This is a genomic window from Pseudomonas inefficax (assembly GCF_032164165.1).
Taxonomy (GTDB): domain Bacteria; phylum Pseudomonadota; class Gammaproteobacteria; order Pseudomonadales; family Pseudomonadaceae; genus Aquipseudomonas; species Aquipseudomonas inefficax.
The window spans coordinates 5,469,817-5,491,370 of sequence record NZ_CP134401.1 but is presented as its reverse complement, the minus strand read 5'-3'; the positions used below and the strand labels follow the sequence as shown (position 1 = coordinate 5,491,370).

Genomic DNA, 21,554 nt, shown 5'->3' with positions numbered 1-21,554 from the left:
CCAAGTCGATGCGCGCCCAAGCCATGCAAGGTGACTTCAGCGAACGCTTACGGTTGATACGCACGCCCGCCGCGACCTTGAAGCTTTTCCGGAACCGCAACGCCATGCTCGACTCCTTGAGGAAGGCAATGGGTCTTCATCCCCCAAAGCTGCGGGGTCCGCAATCCTGTCCACCCATCCACCCAGCTGTAACGGCAAAGCCACCCCAGACGCATAAAGCCCAGCGCGGGGCTGGGCTTGATTTAAAAACCACTGGTAGCATTGCTTAAGACTTGTGCCACTCTCTTACCAAGCTAGTGAGTCCTGAGAAGTTTGTTACCTGATGTTCTCGTGAGGTTTTCAGATGGAAAAAACGCCAGCATCCGGATAGACATTGGCCCCAGTCCATCTCAGCGCCCTCGAGATAATCATCGAAACCACTTGAAGGTGTGCAAGTAGTAGTATTTATCACTAGCGCATTGAGCAAAGGCCAATCGTTGTCATTGCAAAAATCACCAACGATACCTGCATAAGAACCTACCATGTTGTGACTAAGCCCAAATACATTCTCTCGTTCATTGTAAGGAACAACACGCCTTGATTGCGCAGCAAAAACAAGATACCGAAGAATACCGGAAAAGAACTTTTCTAATGCCACCTTATATAAATTAACGCACGCAATCTCAGTCCGACACGGAGTAACTAATGTCAATAGAGAACCGATCCAGCAACACCGAGATGGTCAGCGTGCCGCGCGAACGGCTGCAGGCTTGGCAGCAGCGTTTCTCGAAGGCGCAGATGTTTCAGCAGTCGACTGAGATCCAAGCGGCACTGGCCCAGCCGACCCAGCAGCACCACGCCGAGCCTATAGCCTGGATGGTTGGTACTGCCATCTGTTGGACCAAAGAAGAGGCTGAGCGGGATGCGGCCGAGGTTGGCCAGACTGTGGTCGGCCTGGGACCTATGACCGAGTGCAGTTGCGCCAGGCGACAGTGCCGAGGCTGCTCACCTCGACACGACCTTACGGGACGGCGATTGGGCTTCGCTTGCTATTTGGCGAGCACGCCCGACACCCCAAGCCATCGCCCGCGTCATGGTTTCGCCTGGGCGAGAATCAAAGCTTTCTTCGTGGATGAGCGCTCCACTAGGGCCGTAAATACCGATGAACATTTGGGTCGCGCCGATGCTCGAAAGGCGTACCTGGACATCGATTTGCGAACCGTCATTCAACGTTTCGTTGTGGGTTCTGGTATGTAATTTCGGATCGCCCCACTGCCAGAAGCAATCGCCACGCTCCCTTACCATCGTCCATCGGTCCTTAGTTGCTGAGGAAGGTATTTCTTACCCCAACAATTAAATTGACTCAATATATTTGACGTCAAATAAATGGCCGCCAGACGACTGGCATAAGCTTATACAAATCAGCGAATCATGTATAAGTATCCTTGGTTCGCGGCTCACCCGGATCACGGCCTCCATTTAGACTCCCGGACAGATCGGGTGAATCTAGAGTAGCTGCGAAGCGCATCCATCTTTCGAAGGCTTCCCTATGTAGGGCTTGGGTCTCTATCCACGATAGCTCTCCCATACGTCCATAGGCTACTTGGTTCATTATCGATGAGGTCACGGCATCCAGCTCTCTCAGGAGTTGGTATGCGGCAAATTTCTTATCTAATGGCATGTGTCGTCTCGCAAGGCAGCAGAACTCAAACCGGCACTGGTGCTGGGACAGCACTCTTGTGATTTTTGCTCCCTGTCACCGTCGATTGGCATCACCTAAGCGCCTAACATCGGTGAGCATCCTGCTCGACTGCCATCCTACCCCATTCTGCTTATTAACTTGCCTAGTAATAGGGGTCAAGGCGACGACACGCCGCAAAACCATTACATAACAAGTGACCTGCCAGACGGACCCTGGGTATGTTCAAGGTCCGCCAGGCGAATCAGGTCAACTAATAGAACATTTGTACTCTACCCCACTGCTCATTTAGCGCAGGCGACCTTATCGAATTCCGGGTGGGTATCAGTGGCGATCCGACGCGCCCGGCCCACGCCCCAGGCCAGAGCCCTGGTCATGGATTCACCTGGACGCGAATCGAATGCCTCCTCATGAAGGGCCATTCCACTCGCGGCATACACCCCAATGAACATCTGCGTGTTACCCGTGCGCGACAGTCGCACCTGAACATCTATGCACGTTCCATCGTTGAGCGTCTCGTCGTGAGTGCGGTGATGAAGAGTTGGATCAGCCCATTCCCAGAAAACTTCACCACGATTTCTCATGCCGACCTCCTACGACTTTAGTTGTATGAAATTGGTGAACTCTCACCATAGCTAAAGCGAGGCGGCACGCAATCGCGGCATCCCAGTTTGAGAGCTGAATCGGACCACTGGCCGATTTTCTTGTACCAATCCAAACCCCTTGTACAACTCACTGCCGCGAAATGGCGGCCAAGGAATCATCGTGCCCGAAGAAAAGAACCTGAATCACGAACTGCTGAAGCTGGCAGCCAAGGGTTGTCGCCTGGAGATCGAGCCCTGCACCTGCCGCGACCCAAAATGGCCGTTTCGCTTGAAAGGCCAGTCCGGCGTGCGCGCCCACTGGAACCCGCTCCGCTGAGGTGATTGAGTTACCGAAGCGGTCGCGTAAGGAGATCGACCCGTTCACCCTGGCTGAAGCCAACACCATCATCGACAAGCTATACGAACACAAGCATTGGCCGAGCCTCATCTATGCCGCGCTGTTCGAATTCATGTTCTTCACCGGCCTCCGCCTGTCGGAGGCCTTGGCCGTACGCTGGGATGTGATCGATATGGAAAAGAGGACTGTGCACGTTAAGAGGACCGTCGCCTTGGGCGCGGTGGAGGAAAGGACGAAAACAGGGAGGGATCGGTTCGTGCTGCTGAATGATCGCGCTTTGCGCGCGATCCAGTTCGCCAGGGGATACGCGGACCGCCGCCGGCATGGGAAGGGAGCGGTGACCGAGACGCCGTTCTTGTTCCCGCCGTCGAAGAACGCCGAGCACGTGAAACAGACCTCCGATCTGCACAAACAGTGGGTGCCGGTGCTGAATGAGCTGGGCATTCGGCGTCGCCCCCCATATAACTGCCGCCACACCTATGCGACAATATGCTTAATGTCCGGCCTCAACCCCGCATTTATCGCCCAACAGCTGGGTCACAGCGTCCAAATGCTGCTGTCGACGTATGCCCGTTGGCTCAACTCAAGCTCCGACTGGAGCGAGCTGGAAAACTCAAAATTGGTATCAAATCGGTATCAGCTTGAAAGCCAGCTCTGTAAGTGACTGATAGGTAAGCCCTTTGATCTCCACCGCCAACATCACCATGCAGTTCGGCTCCAAGCCGCTGTTCGAAAACGTTTCTGTCAAATTCAACAACGGCAACCGCTACGGCCTGATCGGCGCCAACGGTTGCGGCAAGTCGACCTTCATGAAGATCCTCGGCGGTGACCTCGAGCCGTCCGGCGGCCAGGTCATGCTCGAGCCGAACACGCGCCTGGGCAAACTGCGCCAGGACCAGTTCGCCTACGAGGAATTCACCGTGATCGACACGGTGATCATGGGCCACGGCCAGCTGTGGAAGGTCAAGGCCGAGCGCGATCGTATCTACTCGCTGCCGGAAATGACCGAGGAAGACGGCATGGCCGTCGCCGAGCTGGAAACCGAGTTTGCCGAGATGGACGGCTACACCGCCGAATCCCGCGCCGGTGAACTGCTGCTGGGCCTGGGTATCCCACTGGAACAGCACTTCGGCCCGATGAGCGAAGTGGCACCGGGCTGGAAGCTGCGTGTCCTGCTGGCCCAGGCGCTGTTCTCGGACCCGGACGTGCTGCTGCTCGACGAACCGACCAACCACCTGGACATCAACACCATCCGCTGGCTGGAAACCATCCTCACCGCGCGTAACAGCACCATGGTGATCATTTCCCACGACCGGCACTTCCTCAACAGTGTCTGCACCCACATGGCCGACCTGGACTACGGCGAGCTGCGCGTGTTCCCGGGCAACTACGACGAGTACATGACCGCTGCCACCCAGGCCCGCGAACAGTTGCTGTCCGACAACGCCAAGAAGAAAGCCCAGATCGCCGAACTGCAGACCTTCGTCAGCCGCTTCTCGGCCAACGCCTCCAAGGCCAAGCAGGCCACCTCGCGGGCCAAGCAGATCGACAAGATCCAGCTGGCCGAGGTCAAGCCGTCGAGCCGGGTGAGCCCGTTCATCCGCTTCGAACAGACCAAGAAGCTGCACCGCCAGGCCGTTACCGTCGAGAAAATGGCCAAGGCATTCGACGACAAGGTGCTGTTCAAGGACCTGGGCTTCACCATCGAGGCAGGCGAGCGCGTGGCGATCATCGGCCCCAACGGTATCGGCAAAACCACCCTGCTGCGCACCCTGGTCGGCGAAATGACCCCGGACAAGGGTGAAGTGAAGTGGACCGACAGCGCCGAAGTAGGCTACTACGCCCAGGACCACGCTCACGACTTCGAGGACGACATGACCCTGTTCGACTGGATGGGCCAGTGGACCTCCGGCGAGCAGGTGATCCGCGGCACCCTGGGGCGCATGTTGTTCTCCAACGACGAGATCCTCAAGTCGGTGAAGGTGATTTCCGGTGGTGAGCAAGGCCGCATGCTGTTCGGCAAGCTGATCCTGCAGAAGCCGAACGTGCTGGTGATGGACGAGCCGACCAACCACCTGGACATGGAATCGATCGAGGCGCTGAACCTGGCGCTGGAAAACTATCCGGGCACCCTGCTGTTCGTCAGCCACGACCGCGAGTTCGTGTCGTCGCTGGCCACGCGCATCATCGAGCTGTCTGCTGATGGCGTGGTGGACTTCAGCGGCACCTATGACGATTACCTGCGTAGCCAGGGTGTGCTGGTCTGATTGGGAAGGGCTCGGCCATTTGCACTGGCCGGGCTGCCCTATTCGCGGGTAAACCCGCTCCCACAGGGGACTGCGTAGCATTCGAGGCCTATGCAAATCCTGTGGGAGCGGGTTCACCCGCGAAACATCCACCGCCGATTCCACAGGCTGGCATTCTCCGACGAATAATTCGTTAGCCTGCTTTCATTTCCTTCGCTCAACGGCCATGATGGGGCAACGCCCAACCGCCCGCCCGCGAACGTGCCCATGACCGCGCAACAACCCGCCCCCGCCAGCAATACGCTGCAAATCACCCTGCAGATCCTGTCGATCGTTTTCTACACCTTCATTGCCTTCCTCTGCATCGGCCTGCCGATCGCCGTGCTGCCCAGCCATGTGCACGACCAGCTGGGGTTTGGCGCGGTGGTCGCCGGGCTGACCATCGGCCTGCAATACCTGGCCACCCTGCTCAGTCGCCCGCTTGCCGGGCGCGTGGCCGATACCCTGGGGGGCAAGCAGGCCATTCGCTTCGGCTTGCTGGGGATTGCCGGCTGCGGGGTGCTGACGCTGCTATCGGCCTGGACCCTGACACTACCGCTGCTGAGCCTGGCGCTGTTGCTCGGCGGGCGCCTGCTGCTGGGTATCGCCCAAGGGCTGATCGGCGTGGCCACGCTTAGCTGGGGCATCAGCCAGGTTGGGCCCGAGCACACCGCCAGGGTGATTTCCTGGAACGGTATCGCCTCCTATGGCGCCATCGCCATTGGCGCCCCCTTGGGTGTACTGGCCGTGGATGGGCTGGACTTCGGCGTGCTGGGGCCGGCATTGCTGGTACTGGCGCTATTGGCCCTGCTGGTACTGCGCAAACGGCCGGACGTGGTGGTGGTGCGCGGCGAGCGCTTGCCCTTCTGGTCGGCTTTCGGCCGGGTCGCACCCTGCGGCCTGGGCCTGACCCTGGCCTCCATCGGCTACGGTACCCTGACCACCTTCGTCACCCTGTATTACCTGGAGCGTGGCTGGGTGGGCGCGGCCTGGTGCCTGAGTGCCTTTGGCGTGTGCTTCATCATTTCCCGGCTGCTGTTCGTCAACGCGGTCAACCGTTTTGGTGGCTACAACGTGGCCGTCGCGTGCATGGCCACCGAAGTGCTCGGCCTGAGCCTGCTGTGGCTGGCACCGTCGCCGCCGTGGGCGCTGATCGGTGCCGGGCTGACCGGTTTCGGGCTGTCGCTGGTGTACCCGGCGCTGGGGGTGGAAGCGATCAAGCAGGTGCCCAGCAGCAGCCGCGGCGCAGGGCTGGGCGCCTACGCGGTGTTTTTCGACATGGCCCTGGCCATCGCCGGGCCGGTGATGGGCGCGGTGGCCGCGCACCTGGGCTATGCCTCGATCTTCTGCGTGGCTGCCCTGCTCGCCCTGGCCGGTGTCGGCCTAACGCTGTTGCTGGCGCGGCGCGCCGGTCGCGGCTGAACGCTCGGCCGGCTGCGGCGCACCCAGTGCCTGGCTGAAGAACAAAGCGGCTTCGCGTTGCAGGGAATGGTGGATGTGCCGGCGGTCCACGCCTGCGGCGTCCTTGCACAGCGCCGGCATCCGCACGGACTGCTCGGCATCGCAATGGGCCATGAACACGAAGTGCCCGGCGCCCGCCAACAGGCGATAGTCCGGGGTGACCGGCAACTTGCGAGCCAGGGCTTCGGCGTTGCGGTCGACCGCCACCAGCTGATCGCTGTCGCCACTGTAGATCAGTGCCGGCACCTGTACCCCGGCCAAGGCATGGCGCCCGAAAAGCAGGCTGAGCGGTGCCATCAGCATCACCGCCCCCACCCGCTGGTCGGCCTCGGGCACCAGCTCGCTGCGGTCGGAAATCAGTACCCCGTTGGTCCTGCAGGCGTCGGCGTCGTTCGGGCGATCCAGGCAATACTTGCGCAGGCGGTCCAGGTCGGGGCGCGCCCCTGAGAGGATCAAGGCTGTTTCACCACCGGCCGAATAGCCGATCACCCCCACTTTGCCAGCGTTCAGGTAGGGCCCCAGCAAGGTGTCATCGCGGGCGGTCGTAATCGCGGCACTCACTTGCAGCGGCCGGCCATACAGGTTGCTCAAGGCGCCCAGGCGGCTGTGGTCGCCGGGGTTGTCCCCCGGGTGTACCACCGCCACTACGATAAAGCCCTGCCGTGCCAGCGATGTCGCCAGGTAATGCAAGGCCAGCGGGCTGCCAGTATTGCCGTGGGACAACACCAGCAACGGGAACTGGCCCAATGCTACCGGCGCCTCTTCAGCCACGTCGATCGGGTAGCCGTCCATGCGGCGGGTGTGGGTTTTGCCGCTGGCCGGGTAGAACGCCAATGCCTGCATGGGCCGGTCGTCGACCGGGTCGGCCAGGGTCATGTGGTGCAAGCCGGCAACCCAGGGCGCAGCCTCGGCGTGGGCCAGCAGGCTGCCGAGCAGGGCCAGCGCCAACACGCAGCGTGAGAGAGTCATCGGCCGGCGGCTCCTTGCAGGGCGAAGAGATAGCCCAGCATAGAACCGGCCTGGGCTGCACCGGATGAAACCTGGATGAAACCGGAGTCATGCACTTCACGCCGGCGCCCTATGCATTTGCGCTTCTCGTCGAACCCGTGGCATAGATGCAGGTCCACGTTTCTAGGTGACCGTTTCGCGCCATTGAAGGAGATTCATGCATGAGCAAATCCGCCTACGTGCCACCTAAGGTCTGGCGCAACGACGCAGCGTCCGGTGGCCAGTTCGCCAGCATCAACCGCCCGGTTGCCGGCCCGACTCACGACAAGGACCTGCCGCTGGGCAAGCACCCGCTGCAGCTGTACTCCCTGGCCACGCCCAATGGCGTCAAGGTCACCATCGCCCTCGAAGAGCTGCTCGCCCTGGGCCACCTGGGTGCCGAATATGATGCCTGGTTGATCCGCATCGGCGAGGGCGAGCAATTCTCCAGCGGCTTTGTCCAGGTAAACCCCAACTCCAAGATCCCCGCCCTGCTCGACCGCAGCGTCGAACCACCGGTGCGGGTGTTCGAGTCGGGTTCGATCCTGCTGTACCTGGCGGAAAAGTTCGGTGCCTTGCTACCGAAAGCGCCAGCTGCACGCACCGAAAGCCTGAACTGGCTGTTCTGGCAAATGGGTGCGGCGCCCTACCTGGGCGGCGGCTTTGGCCACTTTTATGTGTATGCGCCGGAAAAGTTCGAGTACGCGATCAACCGCTTCACCATGGAGGCCAAGCGCCAGCTGGATGTGCTCGACCGGCGCCTGGCCGAAAGCCGCTACCTCGGCGGCGAGGAATACAGCATCGCCGACATTGCCGTGTGGCCATGGTATGGCCAGCTGGTGCGCGGCAACCTGTATGGCGCGGCGGAGTTCCTGGCGGTGGACGAGTACCCGCATGTGCAGCGCTGGGCCGAGGAGATTGCCTTGCGCCCGGCAGTGCAGCGTGGTACCCGGGTGAACCGGACCTGGGGTGATGAAGCCAGCCAGGTGCCCGAGCGGCATGCAGCGGCAGACCTGGACTGATCCGCAATCGCAGCACTACGCGGACTCTTGTAGATACCGTCTTGACCCTCACCCCGCAAGAGCGATTTGAGGGTCAAACGGTTTGCCGGATTTCACTACGCCATACACCAGGTGCAAAAGCTTACGCATAGCAGCGCAGACTATCTGCTTGTAGGCTTTACGCCGATTGCTCAAACGCTCTGCCAGTGCCTTCACGACCGGGTTGTATCTGATCGAGACAGTGCCTGGCATCCACAAGCCGGCGCGCAATCTTGGGGCTCCTGTACGGGAAATGGTCGATTGGCCAATCTTCTCTCCCGATTGATGGATCATCGGGTTGAGGCCTGCAAACGCAACCATGGCTGACGGGCTTTCGTACTTCAGCGGATCACCCAGTTCTGCAAGGATCAGCGCGGCCGTGGTGTCTCCCAGGCCATCAATCGACGTAATCAGTTCTCGTCGCTGGCGCAGGTCTGGATCGTCATCGATCGTCTGCTCAATAGCCTTACGGGTTTTCGCTATTTCTTCGCTGATGTGCCCAATTACAGCTCTGATCGATTCCTGGACAGCGATCTGCGACACATCCAGACGGTTCTGCTCCATCTGCTGCATCTCTTTCAGGTCGTCCAGACGCCGCACCAAGGCCCGCAAGCGCCGCTGAGCTGGCGGCTCAGGCTTCCACTGACGAAGCAAATCTTTTTTCTGCTGACCGTAAGCAGCAATAACCTTGGCATCAGCCTTATCAGTTTTGACGCGTCGAAGGTCCGCTCCGGCAAACTTGGCAATCACGGCGGGATTCAGAATACACACCCGGTAACCCTTGGCATGAAAGCACTCAGCAAGCGCTTCGTGATAAGTGCCAGTGGCCTCCATGATAACCCAGGCACGTGGTTCGGCATGTTGCTCAAGCCAGGTTGCGAATTGCTCAAAACCACTCGGATTATTGGCCAGCTTGGCTTTGGTACGGACTTTCCCATTGGGAAGTGGAGTTGCAATATCGAAAGATCGCTTGGCTACATCGACGCCAACAACAACAGACATGATCTTCTCCCTCAGACAACGAAGTTTCGATCACCCAGCACTCGGTTCAACCTTGCGAATGCGTGCTCACGCCGGGGGGCGGCACTAGATACCGTTCGAACTGTTCGAGTGGGGTTGGAGGGCCAGAGCGTTATCTACAATACGGGCTCGATGCCCTTGGAGCGGCTCCGCTTCATGACCCTCCCTCGATGATCAGTCGAGAACTTTCGCCTCTTGTGAGGCGAAAGTCGAGATACAAGGAGCGGCCTTGTGTCGCGATCGGGCTGCAAAGCAGCCCCGGCAACTCATCCAGTGAGGCTGAAATCCTGGGGGCGCTACGCACCCCTTTCGCGACACAAGGCCGCTCCTACAAGAGTCCGCGTAGTGCTCGCGAGGCCCCGACAATGCCCGCCTGCAAAAAACCATTTGCCCCCGCGCAAACCTGCGCCCGCCAAGCCCTTCTTGTACACTCCTCGCATTAGCCCCCACCTGCACATTTTTTTGGTGAACGCATGATCGAGGTAACCGAGGTTTCCATTGCCGAGCTGCGCGACGCGCTCGAGTCGGGCCGCACGACGGCGGTCGAGCTGGTCCAGGCCTACCTGGCGCGCATCGATGCCTACGATGGCGCCGACACCGCCACTGCCCTGAACGCCGTGGTGGTACGCAACCCCGAAGCGCTGAAGGAGGCCGCAGCCTCCGACGCCCGTCGTGCCAAAGGCCAGGTCCTGAGCCCGCTGGACGGCATCCCCTACACCGCCAAGGACAGCTATCTGGTCAAAGGCCTGACCGCTGCCTCCGGCAGCCCGGCCTTCAAGGACCTGGTGGCCCAGCGCGACGCCTTCACCATCGAACGCCTGCGCGCCGCCGGCGCCGTGTGCCTGGGCAAGACCAACATGCCGCCCATGGCCAACGGAGGCATGCAACGCGGCGTGTATGGCCGCGCCGAGAGCCCTTACAACGCCGACTACCTGACCGCACCGTTCGCCTCGGGCTCGTCCAACGGTGCTGGCACCGCCACCGCCGCCAGTTTCAGTGCCTTCGGCCTGGCCGAAGAAACCTGGTCCAGCGGCCGTGGCCCGGCGTCCAACAATGGCCTGTGCGCCTATACCCCCTCGCGTGGGGTGATTTCGGTGCGAGGCAACTGGCCGCTGACACCGACCATGGACGTGGTGGTTCCCTATGCCCGCACCATGGCCGACCTGCTGGAAATCCTCGACGTGGTCGTAGCCGACGACGCCGACAAGCGCGGCGACCTGTGGCGCCTGCAACCCTGGGTGCCAATCCCGGCGGCCTCGACGGTGCGCCCGGCTTCGTACCTGGACCTGGCCGTGGATGCCAGCGCGCTCAAGGGCAAGCGCTTTGGCGTGCCACGCATGTACATCAATGCCGATGCCGAAGCCGGTACCTCCGAGAAGCCAGGCATCGGCGGCCCGACTGGCCAGCGCATCAACACCCGCGCCACGGTCATCGACCTGTGGCAGCAGGCCCGCCAGGCACTGGAGGCGGCTGGTGCCGAAGTGCTGGAAGTGGACTTCCCGCTGGTTTCCAACTGCGAGGGCGACCGCCCGGGCGCACCGACCGTGTACAACCGCGGCATCGTCAGCAAGGAGTTCCTGCATGACGAGCTGTGGGAGCTGTCGGGCTGGGCTTTCGACGACTTCCTGCGCGCCAACGATGACCCCAAACTCAACCGCCTGGCCGACGTCGACGGGCCGCAGATCTTCCCCCACGACCCGGGCACCCTGCCCAACCGTGAAGACGACCTGGCCGCCGGCATGGACGAGTACGTCAACATGGCCAAGCGTGGCCTGAAGACCTGGGACCAGATCGAGACCCTGCCCGACGGCCTGCGCGGCCTGGAGAAGACCCGCAAGATCGACCTGGAAGACTGGATGGACAACCTGGGCCTGGACGCGGTGCTGTTCCCCACCGTGGCCGACGTGGGCCCGGCGGATGCCGACGTCAACCCGGCATCCGCGGACATCGCGTGGAGCAACGGCATCTGGGTGGCCAACGGCAACCTGGCGATCCGTCACCTGGGCGTGCCGACCGTGACAGTGCCGATGGGCGTGATGGCCGATATCGGCATGCCGGTGGGGCTGACCTTTGCTGGCCGGGCTTACAGTGACAATGCGCTGCTGAGCTTTGGTGCAGCCTTCGAGGCGACCGGGTCGCGCCGGATGATCCCGCCGCGTACCCCGCCTCTGGGCTGAGGGTTAAAGGGGCCGCTTTGCGGCCCATTCGCGGGTAAACCCGCTCCCACAGGTTCACCACAGGTATTGAATACCGTGCGGGTCCTGTGGGAGCGGGTTTACCCGCGAATGGGCCTGAAAAAGCAAATCGCCTAATTCAACTTTATGTGTAAAAATACACAAAATGTTGATTTGGTGATCTGTCATGCCTATCACCCCCAGCGAAGAACGCCAGCTAACCCTCACCGTCCTCAAGGCCGCCATCCAGGCCCTGGGCAGTGTTGCCGCGCGCAACATGGAGATCCTCCTGCACGACCTCGACCACCCGGAACACTCCGTGGTGGCGATCATCAACGGCCACCTTTCCGGCCGCAGCGTCGGTAGCCCGATCCTCGCCGCCCCGGAACAGGACCAGGGTTTCAAGGCACTCATGCAGGCCTCGACCGACCAGCACGGCTGTGAGCCGGTGGTGCTGCCCGATTACCCAACGACGCTCAAGGGCCGCACGCTGCGCAGCGCCACGGCGATCTTCCGCGACCGCAACGGTCACCCGTTCGTCAGCCTTTGCGTCAACACCGACGTCACCGGCCTGGATGCCGCCATGAATTTTCTCCAGCAGCTTCAGCCGCTGGGGGCCACGCCTGCCGTCAGTGAGCCCGCCGACATGGAGCTGCTGATGAGCGAGATCATCCAGGAGTCCCTGCAGCGCAGCGGCCAGGGGCGGATGAACAAGCAGGCCAAGGTCGAGGCCGTGCGAATGATGCAGGAGCGCGGTCTGTTCATCGTCAAGGGCGGCGTGGAGAAGGCCGCCAGCGCCCTTGGTGTGACCCGCTACACCGTTTACAACTACCTCGAGCAACTGCGCGGAGCCAGCCAATGACCTTGCATATCCATACCCCCCTGATCGAATCCCGTCCGCTGTCGCTGGCCGCGGGCAGCAACGTCTGGCTCAAGCTCGATGCACTGCAGCCCTGCGGCTCGTTCAAGCTGCGCGGCGTGGGCCATGCCTGCGAGGTGCACCATGCCCGTGGCGCGCGGCATTTCGTGTCTTCTTCGGGCGGCAACGCGGGCCTGGCAGTGGCCTATGCCGGGCGCAAGCTGGGCGTGCCGGTGACGGTGGTAGTACCCGAGACCACCACTGAGCGGGCCAAGGAACTGCTGCGCCTGGAGGGCGCCAAGGTGGTGGTGCATGGCAGCTCCTGGCAGGAGGCCAACGCCCTGGCACAGACCTTGGTCGGCCCGGATGACGCCTTCATCCACCCCTTCGACGACCCGCTGTTGTGGGCCGGGCATGCCAGCCTTGTGGATGAAGTCGCCGAGGCCGGCGTGAAACCGGATGCCATGGTGTTGTCGGTAGGCGGCGGCGGTTTGCTCAGTGGCGTGGTCGAGGGGCTACAGCGCAACGGCTGGGGCGATGTGCCGGTGCTGGCGGTGGAAACCGAAGGCGCCGCATCGCTGCATGCTGCAATGCAGGCGGGGCATTCGGTGGAGCTGGAACGTATTGCCTCGGTGGCGACTTCGCTGGGGGCCAAGCGTGTGGCTGATCAGGCGCTGGCGTGCGTGCAGCAGCACCCGGTGCACAGCCACCTGGTCAGTGACCGCGCAGCGCTGGACGCGTGCGAGCGATTCCTGCTGGACCACCGCGTGCTGGTGGAGCCAGCTTGTGGTGCAGCCTTGGCGTTGGCCTATGCACCGGGCGCCCTGGCGCAGTACCAGAATGTGCTGGTGGTGGTTTGTGGCGGGGCTACCGCCACGCTGGAGCAGATCCAGGCGTGGTTGCAGCAGGTTGATTGAGGTTGCCTGTACCGGCCTCTTCGCGGGTAAACCCGCTCCCACAGAATGAACTGTACAGATTGAAGTACCAACAGGACTGCGCAAGGTTCGAAGAGAACGCAGTCCCTGTGGGAGCGGGTTCACCCGCGAACACGGGCGTAGCCCGTGCCATCCTGCACAGAACGTTGTTCATCGGATTCCCCTTGCGGCACCCGGCTGCTGATTACGATAGTCACATGCCGCTGTTCTACTGAGCCCGCCGCAACCGGAAAAATCACCTCGCAACGGCGTCAACCACGACGAAATGCGTAACCCACCCTTTCGGTCTGCGGCAAGTGAAGGCACAATGCGTGTCCTTTTTTTGGCCGGCCTGGCCGGGGGCCTCTAAATGATCAAGACGCCGTACTACCTCATCGATAAAACCAAGCTGCTGGGCAACATGGAGAAGATCGCCTATGTGCGCGAACACTCCGGTGCCAAGGCGCTGCTCGCCCTCAAGTGCTTTGCCACCTGGTCGGTCTTCGACCTGATGCAACAGTACATGGACGGCACCACCTCTTCGTCGCTGTACGAGCTCAAGCTCGGCCGCCAGAAATTCGCCGGCGAAACCCACGCCTACAGCGTGGCCTGGGCCGACGACGAGGTCGAGGAAATGCTCGAGAACTGCGACAAGATCATCTTCAACTCGATCGGCCAGCTGCAGCGCTTTGCCGAACAGTCCGAAGGCAAGGTCCGTGGCCTGCGCGTCAACCCGCAGGTCAGCAGCTCCGACTACCTGCTGGCAGACCCCGCCCGCCCGTTCAGCCGCCTGGGCGAATGGGACCCGGTCAAGGTCGAACAGGTGATCGAGCAGATCTCCGGCTTCATGTTCCACAACAACTGCGAGAACGGCGACTTCGGCCTGTTCGACAAGATGCTCACGCACATCGAAGAACGCTTCGGTCACCTTCTGCACAAGGTGGAGTGGGTCAGCCTCGGTGGCGGCATCCACTTCACTGGTGAAGACTACGCGCTGGACGCCTTCTGCGCGCGCTTGAAAGCCTTCTCGGAAAAGTACGGCGTGCAGGTGTACCTGGAGCCGGGCGAAGCGGCCATCACCAACAGCGCCTCGCTGGAAGTGACCGTGCTCGATACCCTGTACAACGGCAAGCACCTGGCCGTGGTCGACAGCTCGATCGAAGCGCACATGCTCGACCTGCTGATCTACCGCCTCAACGCCAAGATGGCCCCCAATGATGGCGCGCACACCTACATGGTCTGCGGCAAGTCGTGCCTGGCCGGTGACATCTTCGGCGAATACCAATTCGATCGTCCGTTGGCCATCGGTGATCGCCTGTCGTTCGTCGACGCGGCGGGTTACACCATGGTCAAGAAAAACTGGTTCAACGGTCTGAAAATGCCATCCATCGTGGTCAAGCAACTCGACGGCAGCGTCGAAGTGGTGCGCGAGTTCGGTTTCGAAGACTACGTTTCCAGCCTGTCGTAAGACCGGCTTTCAGTAAGGAGCAAGGGATAAATTGAAGAAGAACGTTCTTATCATTGGTGCAGGAGGTGTCGCCAAGGTGGTGGCCCACAAGTGCGCGCAGCATAACGACGAACTGGGTCGTATCGCTATCGCGTCACGGAACATCTCCAAATGCCAGGCCATCATCGACAGCGTCAAGGCCAAGGGTAGCCTCAAGGTACCCGCCGACATCCAGGCCTTCTCGCTCAATGCCCTCGATGTCGAGGCAACCAAGGCGCTGATCCGCGAAACCGAATCGCAGATCGTGATCAACGTTGGTTCCGCCTTCCTCAACATGTCGGTGCTGCGTGCCTGCATCGATACCGGTGTCGCCTATCTGGACACCGCCATCCACGAAGAGCCGGGCAAGATCTGCGAGACCCCGCCGTGGTACGGCAACTACGAGTGGAAACACCTCGAAGAGTGCCAGGCAAAGAACATTACCGCCATTCTCGGCGTCGGTTTCGACCCGGGTGTGGTGAACAGCTACGCCAAGCTGGCGCAGCAACAGTATTTCGACAGCATTGACTCGATCGACATCCTCGACGTCAATGCCGGTTCGCATGGCAAGTACTTCGCCACCAACTTCGACCCGGAAATCAACTTCCGTGAATTCACCGGGCAAGTGTGGAGCTGGCAGAACAGCCAGTGGACCAGCAACACCATGTTCGAGGTCAAGCGTACCGACGACCTGCCGGTTGTAGGTTCGCAGAACCTGTACCTGACCGGCCACGATGAAGTTCACTCGATTTCGAAGAACCTCAACGTGCCGAACGTGCGTTTCTGGATGAGCTTCGGCGAGCACTACATCAACGTGTTCACCGTGCTGAAGAACCTGGGCCTGCTCTCCGAGCAGCCGGTGAAAACCGCCGAAGGCCTGGAAGTAGTACCGCTGAAAGTGGTCAAGGCCGTGCTGCCGGACCCAGCCTCGCTGGCCCCGGGCTACACCGGCAAGACCTGCATCGGTGATTTGGTCAAAGGCACCAAGGATGGCCAGCCGCGCGAAGTATTCATCTACAACGTGGCCGACCACGAAGAAGCCTACGCCGAGACCGACAGCCAGGGCATTTCCTACACCGCCGGTGTACCGCCAGTGGCTGCCGCCCTGCTGGTCGCCCGTGGCGAGTGGGATGCCAAGCGCATGGTCAACGTCGAGGAGCTGCCAGCCGAGCCGTTCCTCAAGGCGCTGGACGTGATGGGCCTGCCGACCCGCGTCAAGGATGAAAAAGGCGATCGTCCATGGGACGCTGAAGCCTAAGCAGCAACACAGAGAGGGCGCCGATATGGCGCCCTTTCTGTTTTTGCAGGCCTGGCCTCTTCGCGGGTAAACCCGCTCCCACAAGCATTTCACAGGTCTTGAGTATTGTGATGTCCCTGTGGGAGCGGGTTCACCCGCGAAGAGGCCGGTGCAGGCTTCAGCCACCCTGCCCGGCCAATTTGTCCAGCAGCGCTTTGGCCAGGACCTTGTCCGAGAACGGGTTCTGCCCGGTAATCAGCTCACGGTCCACCACCACATTGGGTTGCCAGGCCTTGGCATAGCCCATGTCGCCCCCTGCCATTGCCATGGCGTTGGCCGGGTAGAACAACAGCCGCTGGTCCTCGAGCGAACCTTCGAACACCTGCTCCTCCGGGTCGGAGAAGATGGTCATCTTGTAACCCTTGTACAGCCAGTCATTGGCTGCCGGCTTTTCACCACGCGCCAGCGCCGACTGGTAGCTCGCCGGGTCCTGCTGGGCCGAGAGCAAGGCGATGGGGCCATGGCAGATGGCGGCTGTGGGCTTGCCGGCCTGATGGAAATGCCGCAGCAAGGCGCCCACGTCCGGGTTGTTGGCCAGGTCGATCAACGGCGCATGGCCGCCGGGGATGAAAAGCCCGGCATAACGGCCCAGGTCACCTGCCAATACCTCTTTCACCGACAGGGTATCGTCAATACCCGGCAGGCCTTGCACGACCTTCTCGATCCGGCGCATCTCCACCGCATCGCCGGCAAAGTAGCGCGGGTCGATCGACCGCTGGTCGACGCTCGGCGCATTACCCTTGGGGGTAACCAGCACCAGCTTGTAGCCAGCCTTGAGCAACTGGTCGGCAGGCACGCCGAACTCGTTGAGGTAGTAGCCGGTGGCGTAGCGCTTGCCGTCCTGCAGCGGCAACTGGCTTTCGCTGGACAGCAGCACCAGCACTTCACCCTTGGGTGCGGCATGGGCGCCGGCTGCAAGCAGGGTGCCGGCAACAGCCAGGGCAAGCCGGGATATCTTGGTCATGCAACATTCTCCTGATCAGGCAAATAGAGCTGTCCGCTCATGTTGGCGGGATGCGTTCATGCTAATGGCAAGGCTATGATTCGATAATTCGAAAGCTCTTATGCCTGTGATCCAGAAAATGAATATCACCAGCAAGGACCTCAACCTGCTGTACCTGTTCCATGTGCTGTATCAGGAACGCAACGCTACCCTTGCAGCCCAGCGCATGGCGCTGAGCCAGCCTGCCCTCAGCCACAAACTCAACAAGCTGCGCCATCAGTTTGGCGACCCGCTGTTCGTCCGCGCGCCCAGGGGCCTGACCCCGACACCACGTGCCCACGAACTGGCGCCCGAGGTAGAACGCCTGGTAGAGGGCCTGGAAGGTTTCTATGAGCGCTGCGAAGGGCAGGACTTCCTCGCCCGCCCTGCCCGCCTGCACCTGTACAGCACCGATTTCATGGAGCAGACCCTGTTGCCCAGGCGGCTGCCGATCCTGCGCAGCCAGGCACCGAACCTGACGCTGGTCACCCACAACACTCGCGGCCAACTACCTCGTGAAGAACTGGAGAAAGGCACCTGTGACCTGGCCGTTGCCGGGTTCTACACCGACCTGCCGGAAACCTTCCACCAACAACGCCTGCTCAGCGAACACTTGGTAGTGCTGGCCTCGCGCAGCCATCCAGGCCTGGAAAACGGCCTGGACCTGGATACCTTCCTCGCCAGCGACCACCTGCTCACCACCCTCACCGGCGACCTCGATGGCCTGGTCGACCGCGCCCTGCGCAGCCAGGGCATGCAACGACGGGTCGTGGCTGGCCTGTCCAGCTTTGTAGCCCCCACGCGCCTGCTGCGCGGCACCGACCTGCTGCTCACATGCCTGAGCTCGCTGGCCATCGAAGCCACCGAGCGTGATGACGACCTGCTCATGTACCCGCTGCCGCTGACACTGCCCGCAATCGAGGTGATGCAGATCTGGCATGAACGCACCCACGCCGACCCCTTGCGGCGCTGGTTCCGCCAGCAGCTGTGGAACGTCGCACAAGAGGCTGCGGCCTGCGCAAGTAACAATATCTAAACAACGATGTGACATTTTTTTACAGCTTTCTCGCCAAGGAGCTGTCGAATGAAGGTCACGGTTTTCGGTACCGGCTATGTCGGCCTCACCCAGGCAGTATGCCTGGCCCAGGTGGGGCATTCGGTGTTATGCATGGATGTCGACGCCGAGCGGGTCGCCAGCCTCAATGCAGGCCATTGCCCAATCTTCGAGCCCGGCCTGGCGCCGATGCTGGAGAAGAACCTGGCCTGCGGTCGCCTGCGCTTCACCACCGACGCCAGCGAAGCGGCCAACTACGCCAGGTTGCAGTTCATCGCCGTCGGCACCCCGCCACAGGCCGATGGCAGCGCCGACCTGAAGCACGTGTTCGCCGTGGTCGACAGCATCCTCGAACATGCCGACGGCCCCAAGCTGATCGTCAACAAATCCACCGCGCCGGTCGGCACGGTGCACCGCATCAAGGCGCGCATCGCCCAGGCCGTGGCCGATACCAGCCGCTTCCATGTCGTCAGCAACCCCGAGTTCCTCAAGGAAGGCTCGGCTGTCGATGACTGCATGCGCCCGGAGCGCATCATCATCGGTGGCGCGGAACCCGCCGAGGTAGAACTGCTGCGCGAGCTGTACCTGCCGTTCAGCCGCAACCGCGAAAAGCTCATGGTCATGGATGCGCGCAGCGCCGAACTGACCAAATATGCGGCCAACTGCATGCTGGCGACCAAGATTTCGTTCATCAACGAAATCGCCAACCTGGCCGAGCACCTGGGCGCCGACATCGAAATGGTGCGCCGCGGCATCGGCTCGGACCCGCGCATAGGCTACGACTTCATCTATGCCGGCTGCGGCTTTGGCGGCTCATGCTTCCCCAAGGACCTGCAAGCCCTGCGCCGCAGCGCCGAGGCCGAAGGCTTCGAACCGCAGTTGCTGCGTGCGGTGGAATCGGTCAACGAGCAGCAAAAGGGCCGGCTGTTCAACAAGATCCAGCGCCACTACCCACGTGGCCTGCGGGGCAAGGTCTTCGCCTTGTGGGGCTTGTCGTTCAAGCCCAATACCAATGACATCCGCGAGGCCTCCAGCCGGGTCCTGCTGGAAGCGCTGTGGGCCGCCGGCGCGCGGGTGCAGGCCCATGACCCGCAGGCCATGGAAGAAATCCAGCGGCATTACGGCCCGCGCACCGACCTGCAACTGGTGCCGTGCAAGGACGACGCACTGCACGGCGCCGATGCCCTGGTGATCGTCACCGAATGGCAGGACTACCGCGTGCTCAACCTGGACAAGGTGCCGCAACAGCTGGCCGACCGGGTGGTGTTCGACGGGCGCAACCTGTTCGAACCCGAGCACATGGCCGCCGCCGGCCTGACTTATTACGGCATCGGCCGTGGCCAGGTGCAGCCAGCATGCCCGTATTGATTACCGGCGTGGCGGGTTTCATCGGCTACCACGTTGCACGGCGCCTGTGCGAAGCAGGCATAGAGGTGGTTGGCATTGATAACCTCAATACCTATTACAGCGTCCAGCTGAAACTGGCGCGCCTGCAGCAACTGTTCGGCTTTGCCAATTTCCGCTTCCACACCCTCGATATCGCCCACCCGAACGAACTGCAACAACTGTTCGCCGGCCAGGCGTTCAGTGAGGTGATCCACCTGGCAGCGCAGGCCGGGGTACGCTATTCGCTGGACAACCCCGGCGCCTATGGCCAGGCCAACCTGGTCGGCTTTCTCAACATCCTCGAGGCCTGCCGCCAGCAGCCGCCCCGCCACCTGATCTATGCCTCCAGCAGTTCAGTATACGGCGCCAACGCCAAGCTGCCGTTCAGCGTCGACGACCCGGCCGAGCAACCGCTGTCGCTGTATGCCGCCAGCAAGCGCGCCAATGAACTGATGGCGCACAGCTACGCACACCTGTACCAGCTGCCAACCACCGGCCTGCGCTTTTTCACCGTGTACGGCCCCTGGGGCCGCCCCGACATGGCGCCGTTCAAGTTCACTCGCGCGATGATCGAGGGCCGACCTGTCGAGGTCTACAACAACGGCATGATGGGGCGCGACTTCACCTACATCGACGACATCGTCGAGAGCATTGTGCGCCTGCGCCTGAAGCCGCCACTGCCGGCCGAGGGACAGCCGCCCTGCCAGCTGTTCAACATCGGCCGTGGCCAACCGGTACGGCTGCTGCACTTCGTCGAATGCCTGGAGCGTGCCTTGGGCATCAAGGCCCGACGCGACTACCTGCCGCTGCAAGCGGGTGACGTGCTGGAAACCTGGGCCGACGCCGGCTCGCTGGCGCGCTGGATCGACTACTCCCCGGGCACGTCGCTGGAACACGGCGTCAACGCCTTCGTTGGCTGGTACCGGGATTTCTACCGGGTTTGAGCCGCGCAATCACAATAAGCACAGGTAGCCTCATGACAGATCCACTTGACCTCTCGGTGCTCATTCCCGCCAGGAACGAGGTCGACAACCTGCCATCACTGCTGATGGAAATACGCACCGCACTGGCGGCTGAAGACTTTGAAGTACTGGTGGTCGATGACGGCAGTAGCGACCGCACCCTTAGCGTACTGCTGCAACTGAAAAACCAGGGCTACACGCAACTGCGCATCCTCCGTCACCAGCAGTCGCTGGGCCAGAGCACTTCGCTGTGGCATGCCGCCCAGGCTGCCCGCGGGCGCTGGCTGGCAACCCTGGACGGCGACGGTCAGAATGACCCGGCGGACATCCCCGGCATGCTGACCTTGGTACGCGCCAACCAGGACCTGGCCGGTGGCGTCAAGCTGGTGGCCGGGCACCGGGTCAACCGCCGCGACAGCGCCAGCAAACGCTGGGCCTCGCGGCTTGCCAACGGCCTGCGCAGCCGCTTGCTCAAGGACGCCACGCCAGACACCGGCTGCGGGCTGAAACTGATCGAGCGCGCAGCCTTCCTGCGCCTGCCCTACTTCGACCACATGCACCGCTTCATCCCGGCGCTGATCCTGCGCCACAATGGCCGCATGCTGATACACCCGGTCAACCACCGCCCACGTCGGGCTGGGGTGTCCAAGTACGGCAACCTGGACCGCGCCCTGGTCGGCATCCTCGACTTGTTCGGGGTCTGGTGGCTGATCCGGCGCACCCGCCTGGACACGCGCCCCCAGGAGCTCGAAGGATGACCCGCGAAACCCTGTGGCTGGTCATCGGCTTCGCCGGCCAGGCCGTATTTACCGGGCGTTTCGTGTTGCAGTGGCTGTACAGCGAGTTCAAGCGCCGCAGCGTGATCCCGGTGGGGTTCTGGTACCTGAGCATGCTCGGCAGCGCGCTGCTGCTGACCTATGCCATCTATCGCCAGGACCCGGTGTTCATCATTGGCCAGGGCTTCGGCTTGCTGGTCTACCTGCGCAATCTGCAACTGATCGCCCGACACCAGGAACAGAAGGAATAG

The 21,554-nt window shown here is 61.8% G+C and carries 20 protein-coding genes; 15 read left to right on the top strand and 5 right to left on the bottom strand.

The window, feature by feature from the left end; translation table 11 throughout:
• Positions 1-984: 984 nt before the first annotated feature.
• On the bottom strand, positions 985-1,284 hold the full coding sequence (locus tag RIN61_RS24715) for a hypothetical protein (protein WP_252192142.1): 300 nt from the start codon (positions 1,282-1,284) through the stop codon (positions 985-987).
• A gap of 678 nt (positions 1,285-1,962) precedes the next feature.
• A complete protein-coding gene (locus tag RIN61_RS24710; RefSeq protein WP_207878101.1) occupies positions 1,963-2,262 on the bottom strand; it encodes a hypothetical protein in 300 nt (99 codons plus the stop codon).
• A gap of 181 nt (positions 2,263-2,443) precedes the next feature.
• Between RIN61_RS24710 and RIN61_RS24705 the strand changes: the two genes are divergently transcribed.
• The 4 genes from RIN61_RS24705 (at position 2,444) to RIN61_RS24690 (ending at position 6,327) form a co-directional block, all read left to right on the top strand.
• Positions 2,444-2,599 (top strand): hypothetical protein, encoded by a 156-nt coding sequence (locus tag RIN61_RS24705; protein WP_252378557.1) that lies wholly within the window; start codon positions 2,444-2,446, stop codon positions 2,597-2,599.
• A gap of 1 nt (position 2,600) precedes the next feature.
• Positions 2,601-3,284: a tyrosine-type recombinase/integrase gene (locus RIN61_RS24700; RefSeq protein ID WP_375149876.1), complete on the top strand. Its 684-nt coding sequence runs from the start codon at positions 2,601-2,603 to the stop codon at positions 3,282-3,284.
• A gap of 16 nt (positions 3,285-3,300) precedes the next feature.
• Complete coding sequence (locus RIN61_RS24695) at positions 3,301-4,887, top strand: ABC-F family ATPase (protein ID WP_075045122.1); 1,587 nt, start codon at positions 3,301-3,303, stop codon at positions 4,885-4,887.
• 246 nt (positions 4,888-5,133) lie between these two features.
• Entirely contained in the window at positions 5,134-6,327 is a 1,194-nt protein-coding gene (locus RIN61_RS24690; protein WP_112253516.1) for an MFS transporter, read from the top strand.
• Here RIN61_RS24690 and RIN61_RS24685 read toward each other — a convergent pair.
• Positions 6,289-7,335 (bottom strand): alpha/beta hydrolase family protein, encoded by a 1,047-nt coding sequence (locus RIN61_RS24685; RefSeq protein ID WP_313854736.1) that lies wholly within the window; start codon positions 7,333-7,335, stop codon positions 6,289-6,291. The two genes, RIN61_RS24690 and RIN61_RS24685, sit on opposite strands and share 39 nt — an antisense overlap.
• Before the next feature lie 200 nt (positions 7,336-7,535).
• Between RIN61_RS24685 and yghU the strand changes: the two genes are divergently transcribed.
• On the top strand, positions 7,536-8,375 hold the full coding sequence (gene yghU / locus RIN61_RS24680; protein WP_313854734.1) for a glutathione-dependent disulfide-bond oxidoreductase: 840 nt from the start codon (positions 7,536-7,538) through the stop codon (positions 8,373-8,375).
• Between the two features lie 48 nt (positions 8,376-8,423).
• Here the strand turns inward: yghU and RIN61_RS24675 are convergent, their stop codons facing one another.
• Positions 8,424-9,395 (bottom strand): IS110 family RNA-guided transposase, encoded by a 972-nt coding sequence (locus RIN61_RS24675; protein WP_207880112.1) that lies wholly within the window; start codon positions 9,393-9,395, stop codon positions 8,424-8,426.
• A gap of 491 nt (positions 9,396-9,886) precedes the next feature.
• On the opposite strand from RIN61_RS24675, the gene RIN61_RS24670 reads away from it, so the two are divergent.
• The 5 genes from RIN61_RS24670 to RIN61_RS24650 all read left to right on the top strand — a co-directional run bounded on the left by RIN61_RS24670 (position 9,887) and on the right by RIN61_RS24650 (position 16,104).
• Positions 9,887-11,590 (top strand): amidase, encoded by a 1,704-nt coding sequence (locus RIN61_RS24670; protein WP_112253513.1) that lies wholly within the window; start codon positions 9,887-9,889, stop codon positions 11,588-11,590.
• Positions 11,591-11,774: 184 nt separating this feature from the next.
• A complete protein-coding gene (locus RIN61_RS24665; RefSeq protein ID WP_313854732.1) occupies positions 11,775-12,449 on the top strand; it encodes a helix-turn-helix transcriptional regulator in 675 nt (224 codons plus the stop codon).
• Positions 12,446-13,363: a pyridoxal-phosphate dependent enzyme gene (locus RIN61_RS24660; RefSeq protein WP_112253511.1), complete on the top strand. Its 918-nt coding sequence runs from the start codon at positions 12,446-12,448 to the stop codon at positions 13,361-13,363. Before RIN61_RS24665 ends, RIN61_RS24660 begins: the two co-directional genes overlap by 4 nt.
• Before the next feature lie 367 nt (positions 13,364-13,730).
• Complete coding sequence (locus RIN61_RS24655; protein WP_112253510.1) at positions 13,731-14,828, top strand: carboxynorspermidine decarboxylase; 1,098 nt, start codon at positions 13,731-13,733, stop codon at positions 14,826-14,828.
• Positions 14,829-14,859: 31 nt separating this feature from the next.
• Positions 14,860-16,104 carry a saccharopine dehydrogenase family protein gene (locus RIN61_RS24650; protein ID WP_003248123.1) on the top strand — a complete coding sequence of 415 codons (1,245 nt, stop codon included), beginning with the start codon at positions 14,860-14,862 and terminating at the stop codon, positions 16,102-16,104.
• Between the two features lie 157 nt (positions 16,105-16,261).
• Here the strand turns inward: RIN61_RS24650 and RIN61_RS24645 are convergent, their stop codons facing one another.
• Complete coding sequence (locus RIN61_RS24645; protein WP_313854728.1) at positions 16,262-17,107, bottom strand: type 1 glutamine amidotransferase domain-containing protein; 846 nt, start codon at positions 17,105-17,107, stop codon at positions 16,262-16,264.
• A gap of 118 nt (positions 17,108-17,225) precedes the next feature.
• Between RIN61_RS24645 and RIN61_RS24640 the strand changes: the two genes are divergently transcribed.
• Genes RIN61_RS24640 through RIN61_RS24620 form a run of 5 tightly spaced genes read left to right on the top strand, consistent with a single transcriptional unit; the run spans position 17,226 to position 21,554 of the window.
• Positions 17,226-18,161, top strand: coding sequence for a LysR family transcriptional regulator (locus RIN61_RS24640; RefSeq protein ID WP_313854726.1), 936 nt, complete (start codon positions 17,226-17,228; stop codon positions 18,159-18,161).
• Between the two features lie 48 nt (positions 18,162-18,209).
• The gene (locus tag RIN61_RS24635; RefSeq protein ID WP_112253508.1) at positions 18,210-19,547 is read left to right on the top strand and encodes a UDP-glucose dehydrogenase family protein; all 1,338 of its coding nucleotides are present in this window, start codon (positions 18,210-18,212) and stop codon (positions 19,545-19,547) included.
• Positions 19,535-20,509, top strand: a complete 975-nt coding sequence (locus RIN61_RS24630; RefSeq protein WP_215520970.1) for an NAD-dependent epimerase/dehydratase family protein — start codon at positions 19,535-19,537, stop codon at positions 20,507-20,509. Before RIN61_RS24635 ends, RIN61_RS24630 begins: the two co-directional genes overlap by 13 nt.
• A 32-nt stretch (positions 20,510-20,541) precedes the next feature.
• A complete protein-coding gene (locus tag RIN61_RS24625) occupies positions 20,542-21,285 on the top strand; it encodes a glycosyltransferase family 2 protein (protein ID WP_207878107.1) in 744 nt (247 codons plus the stop codon).
• The gene (locus RIN61_RS24620) at positions 21,282-21,554 is read left to right on the top strand and encodes a lipid-A-disaccharide synthase N-terminal domain-containing protein (protein ID WP_112253505.1); all 273 of its coding nucleotides are present in this window, start codon (positions 21,282-21,284) and stop codon (positions 21,552-21,554) included. Before RIN61_RS24625 ends, RIN61_RS24620 begins: the two co-directional genes overlap by 4 nt.

Bases quoted from the DNA above. Each gene is read 5' to 3' on its own strand.
- RIN61_RS24715 (WP_252192142.1), bottom strand. From the start codon at position 1,284: ATGGTAAGGGAGCGTGGCGATTGCTTCTGGCAGTGGGGCGATCCGAAA.
- RIN61_RS24710 (WP_207878101.1), bottom strand. From the start codon at position 2,262: ATGAGAAATCGTGGTGAAGTTTTCTGGGAATGGGCTGATCCAACTCTT.
- RIN61_RS24690 (WP_112253516.1), top strand. From the start codon at position 5,134: ATGACCGCGCAACAACCCGCCCCCGCCAGCAATACGCTGCAAATCACC.
- RIN61_RS24685 (WP_313854736.1), bottom strand. From the start codon at position 7,335: ATGACTCTCTCACGCTGCGTGTTGGCGCTGGCCCTGCTCGGCAGCCTG.
- yghU (WP_313854734.1), top strand. From the start codon at position 7,536: ATGAGCAAATCCGCCTACGTGCCACCTAAGGTCTGGCGCAACGACGCA.
- RIN61_RS24675 (WP_207880112.1), bottom strand. From the start codon at position 9,395: ATGTCTGTTGTTGTTGGCGTCGATGTAGCCAAGCGATCTTTCGATATT.
- RIN61_RS24670 (WP_112253513.1), top strand. From the start codon at position 9,887: ATGATCGAGGTAACCGAGGTTTCCATTGCCGAGCTGCGCGACGCGCTC.
- RIN61_RS24665 (WP_313854732.1), top strand. From the start codon at position 11,775: ATGCCTATCACCCCCAGCGAAGAACGCCAGCTAACCCTCACCGTCCTC.
- RIN61_RS24660 (WP_112253511.1), top strand. From the start codon at position 12,446: ATGACCTTGCATATCCATACCCCCCTGATCGAATCCCGTCCGCTGTCG.
- RIN61_RS24655 (WP_112253510.1), top strand. From the start codon at position 13,731: ATGATCAAGACGCCGTACTACCTCATCGATAAAACCAAGCTGCTGGGC.
- RIN61_RS24645 (WP_313854728.1), bottom strand. From the start codon at position 17,107: ATGACCAAGATATCCCGGCTTGCCCTGGCTGTTGCCGGCACCCTGCTT.
- RIN61_RS24640 (WP_313854726.1), top strand. From the start codon at position 17,226: ATGAATATCACCAGCAAGGACCTCAACCTGCTGTACCTGTTCCATGTG.
- RIN61_RS24635 (WP_112253508.1), top strand. From the start codon at position 18,210: ATGAAGGTCACGGTTTTCGGTACCGGCTATGTCGGCCTCACCCAGGCA.
- RIN61_RS24630 (WP_215520970.1), top strand. From the start codon at position 19,535: ATGCCCGTATTGATTACCGGCGTGGCGGGTTTCATCGGCTACCACGTT.
- RIN61_RS24625 (WP_207878107.1), top strand. From the start codon at position 20,542: ATGACAGATCCACTTGACCTCTCGGTGCTCATTCCCGCCAGGAACGAG.
- RIN61_RS24620 (WP_112253505.1), top strand. From the start codon at position 21,282: ATGACCCGCGAAACCCTGTGGCTGGTCATCGGCTTCGCCGGCCAGGCC.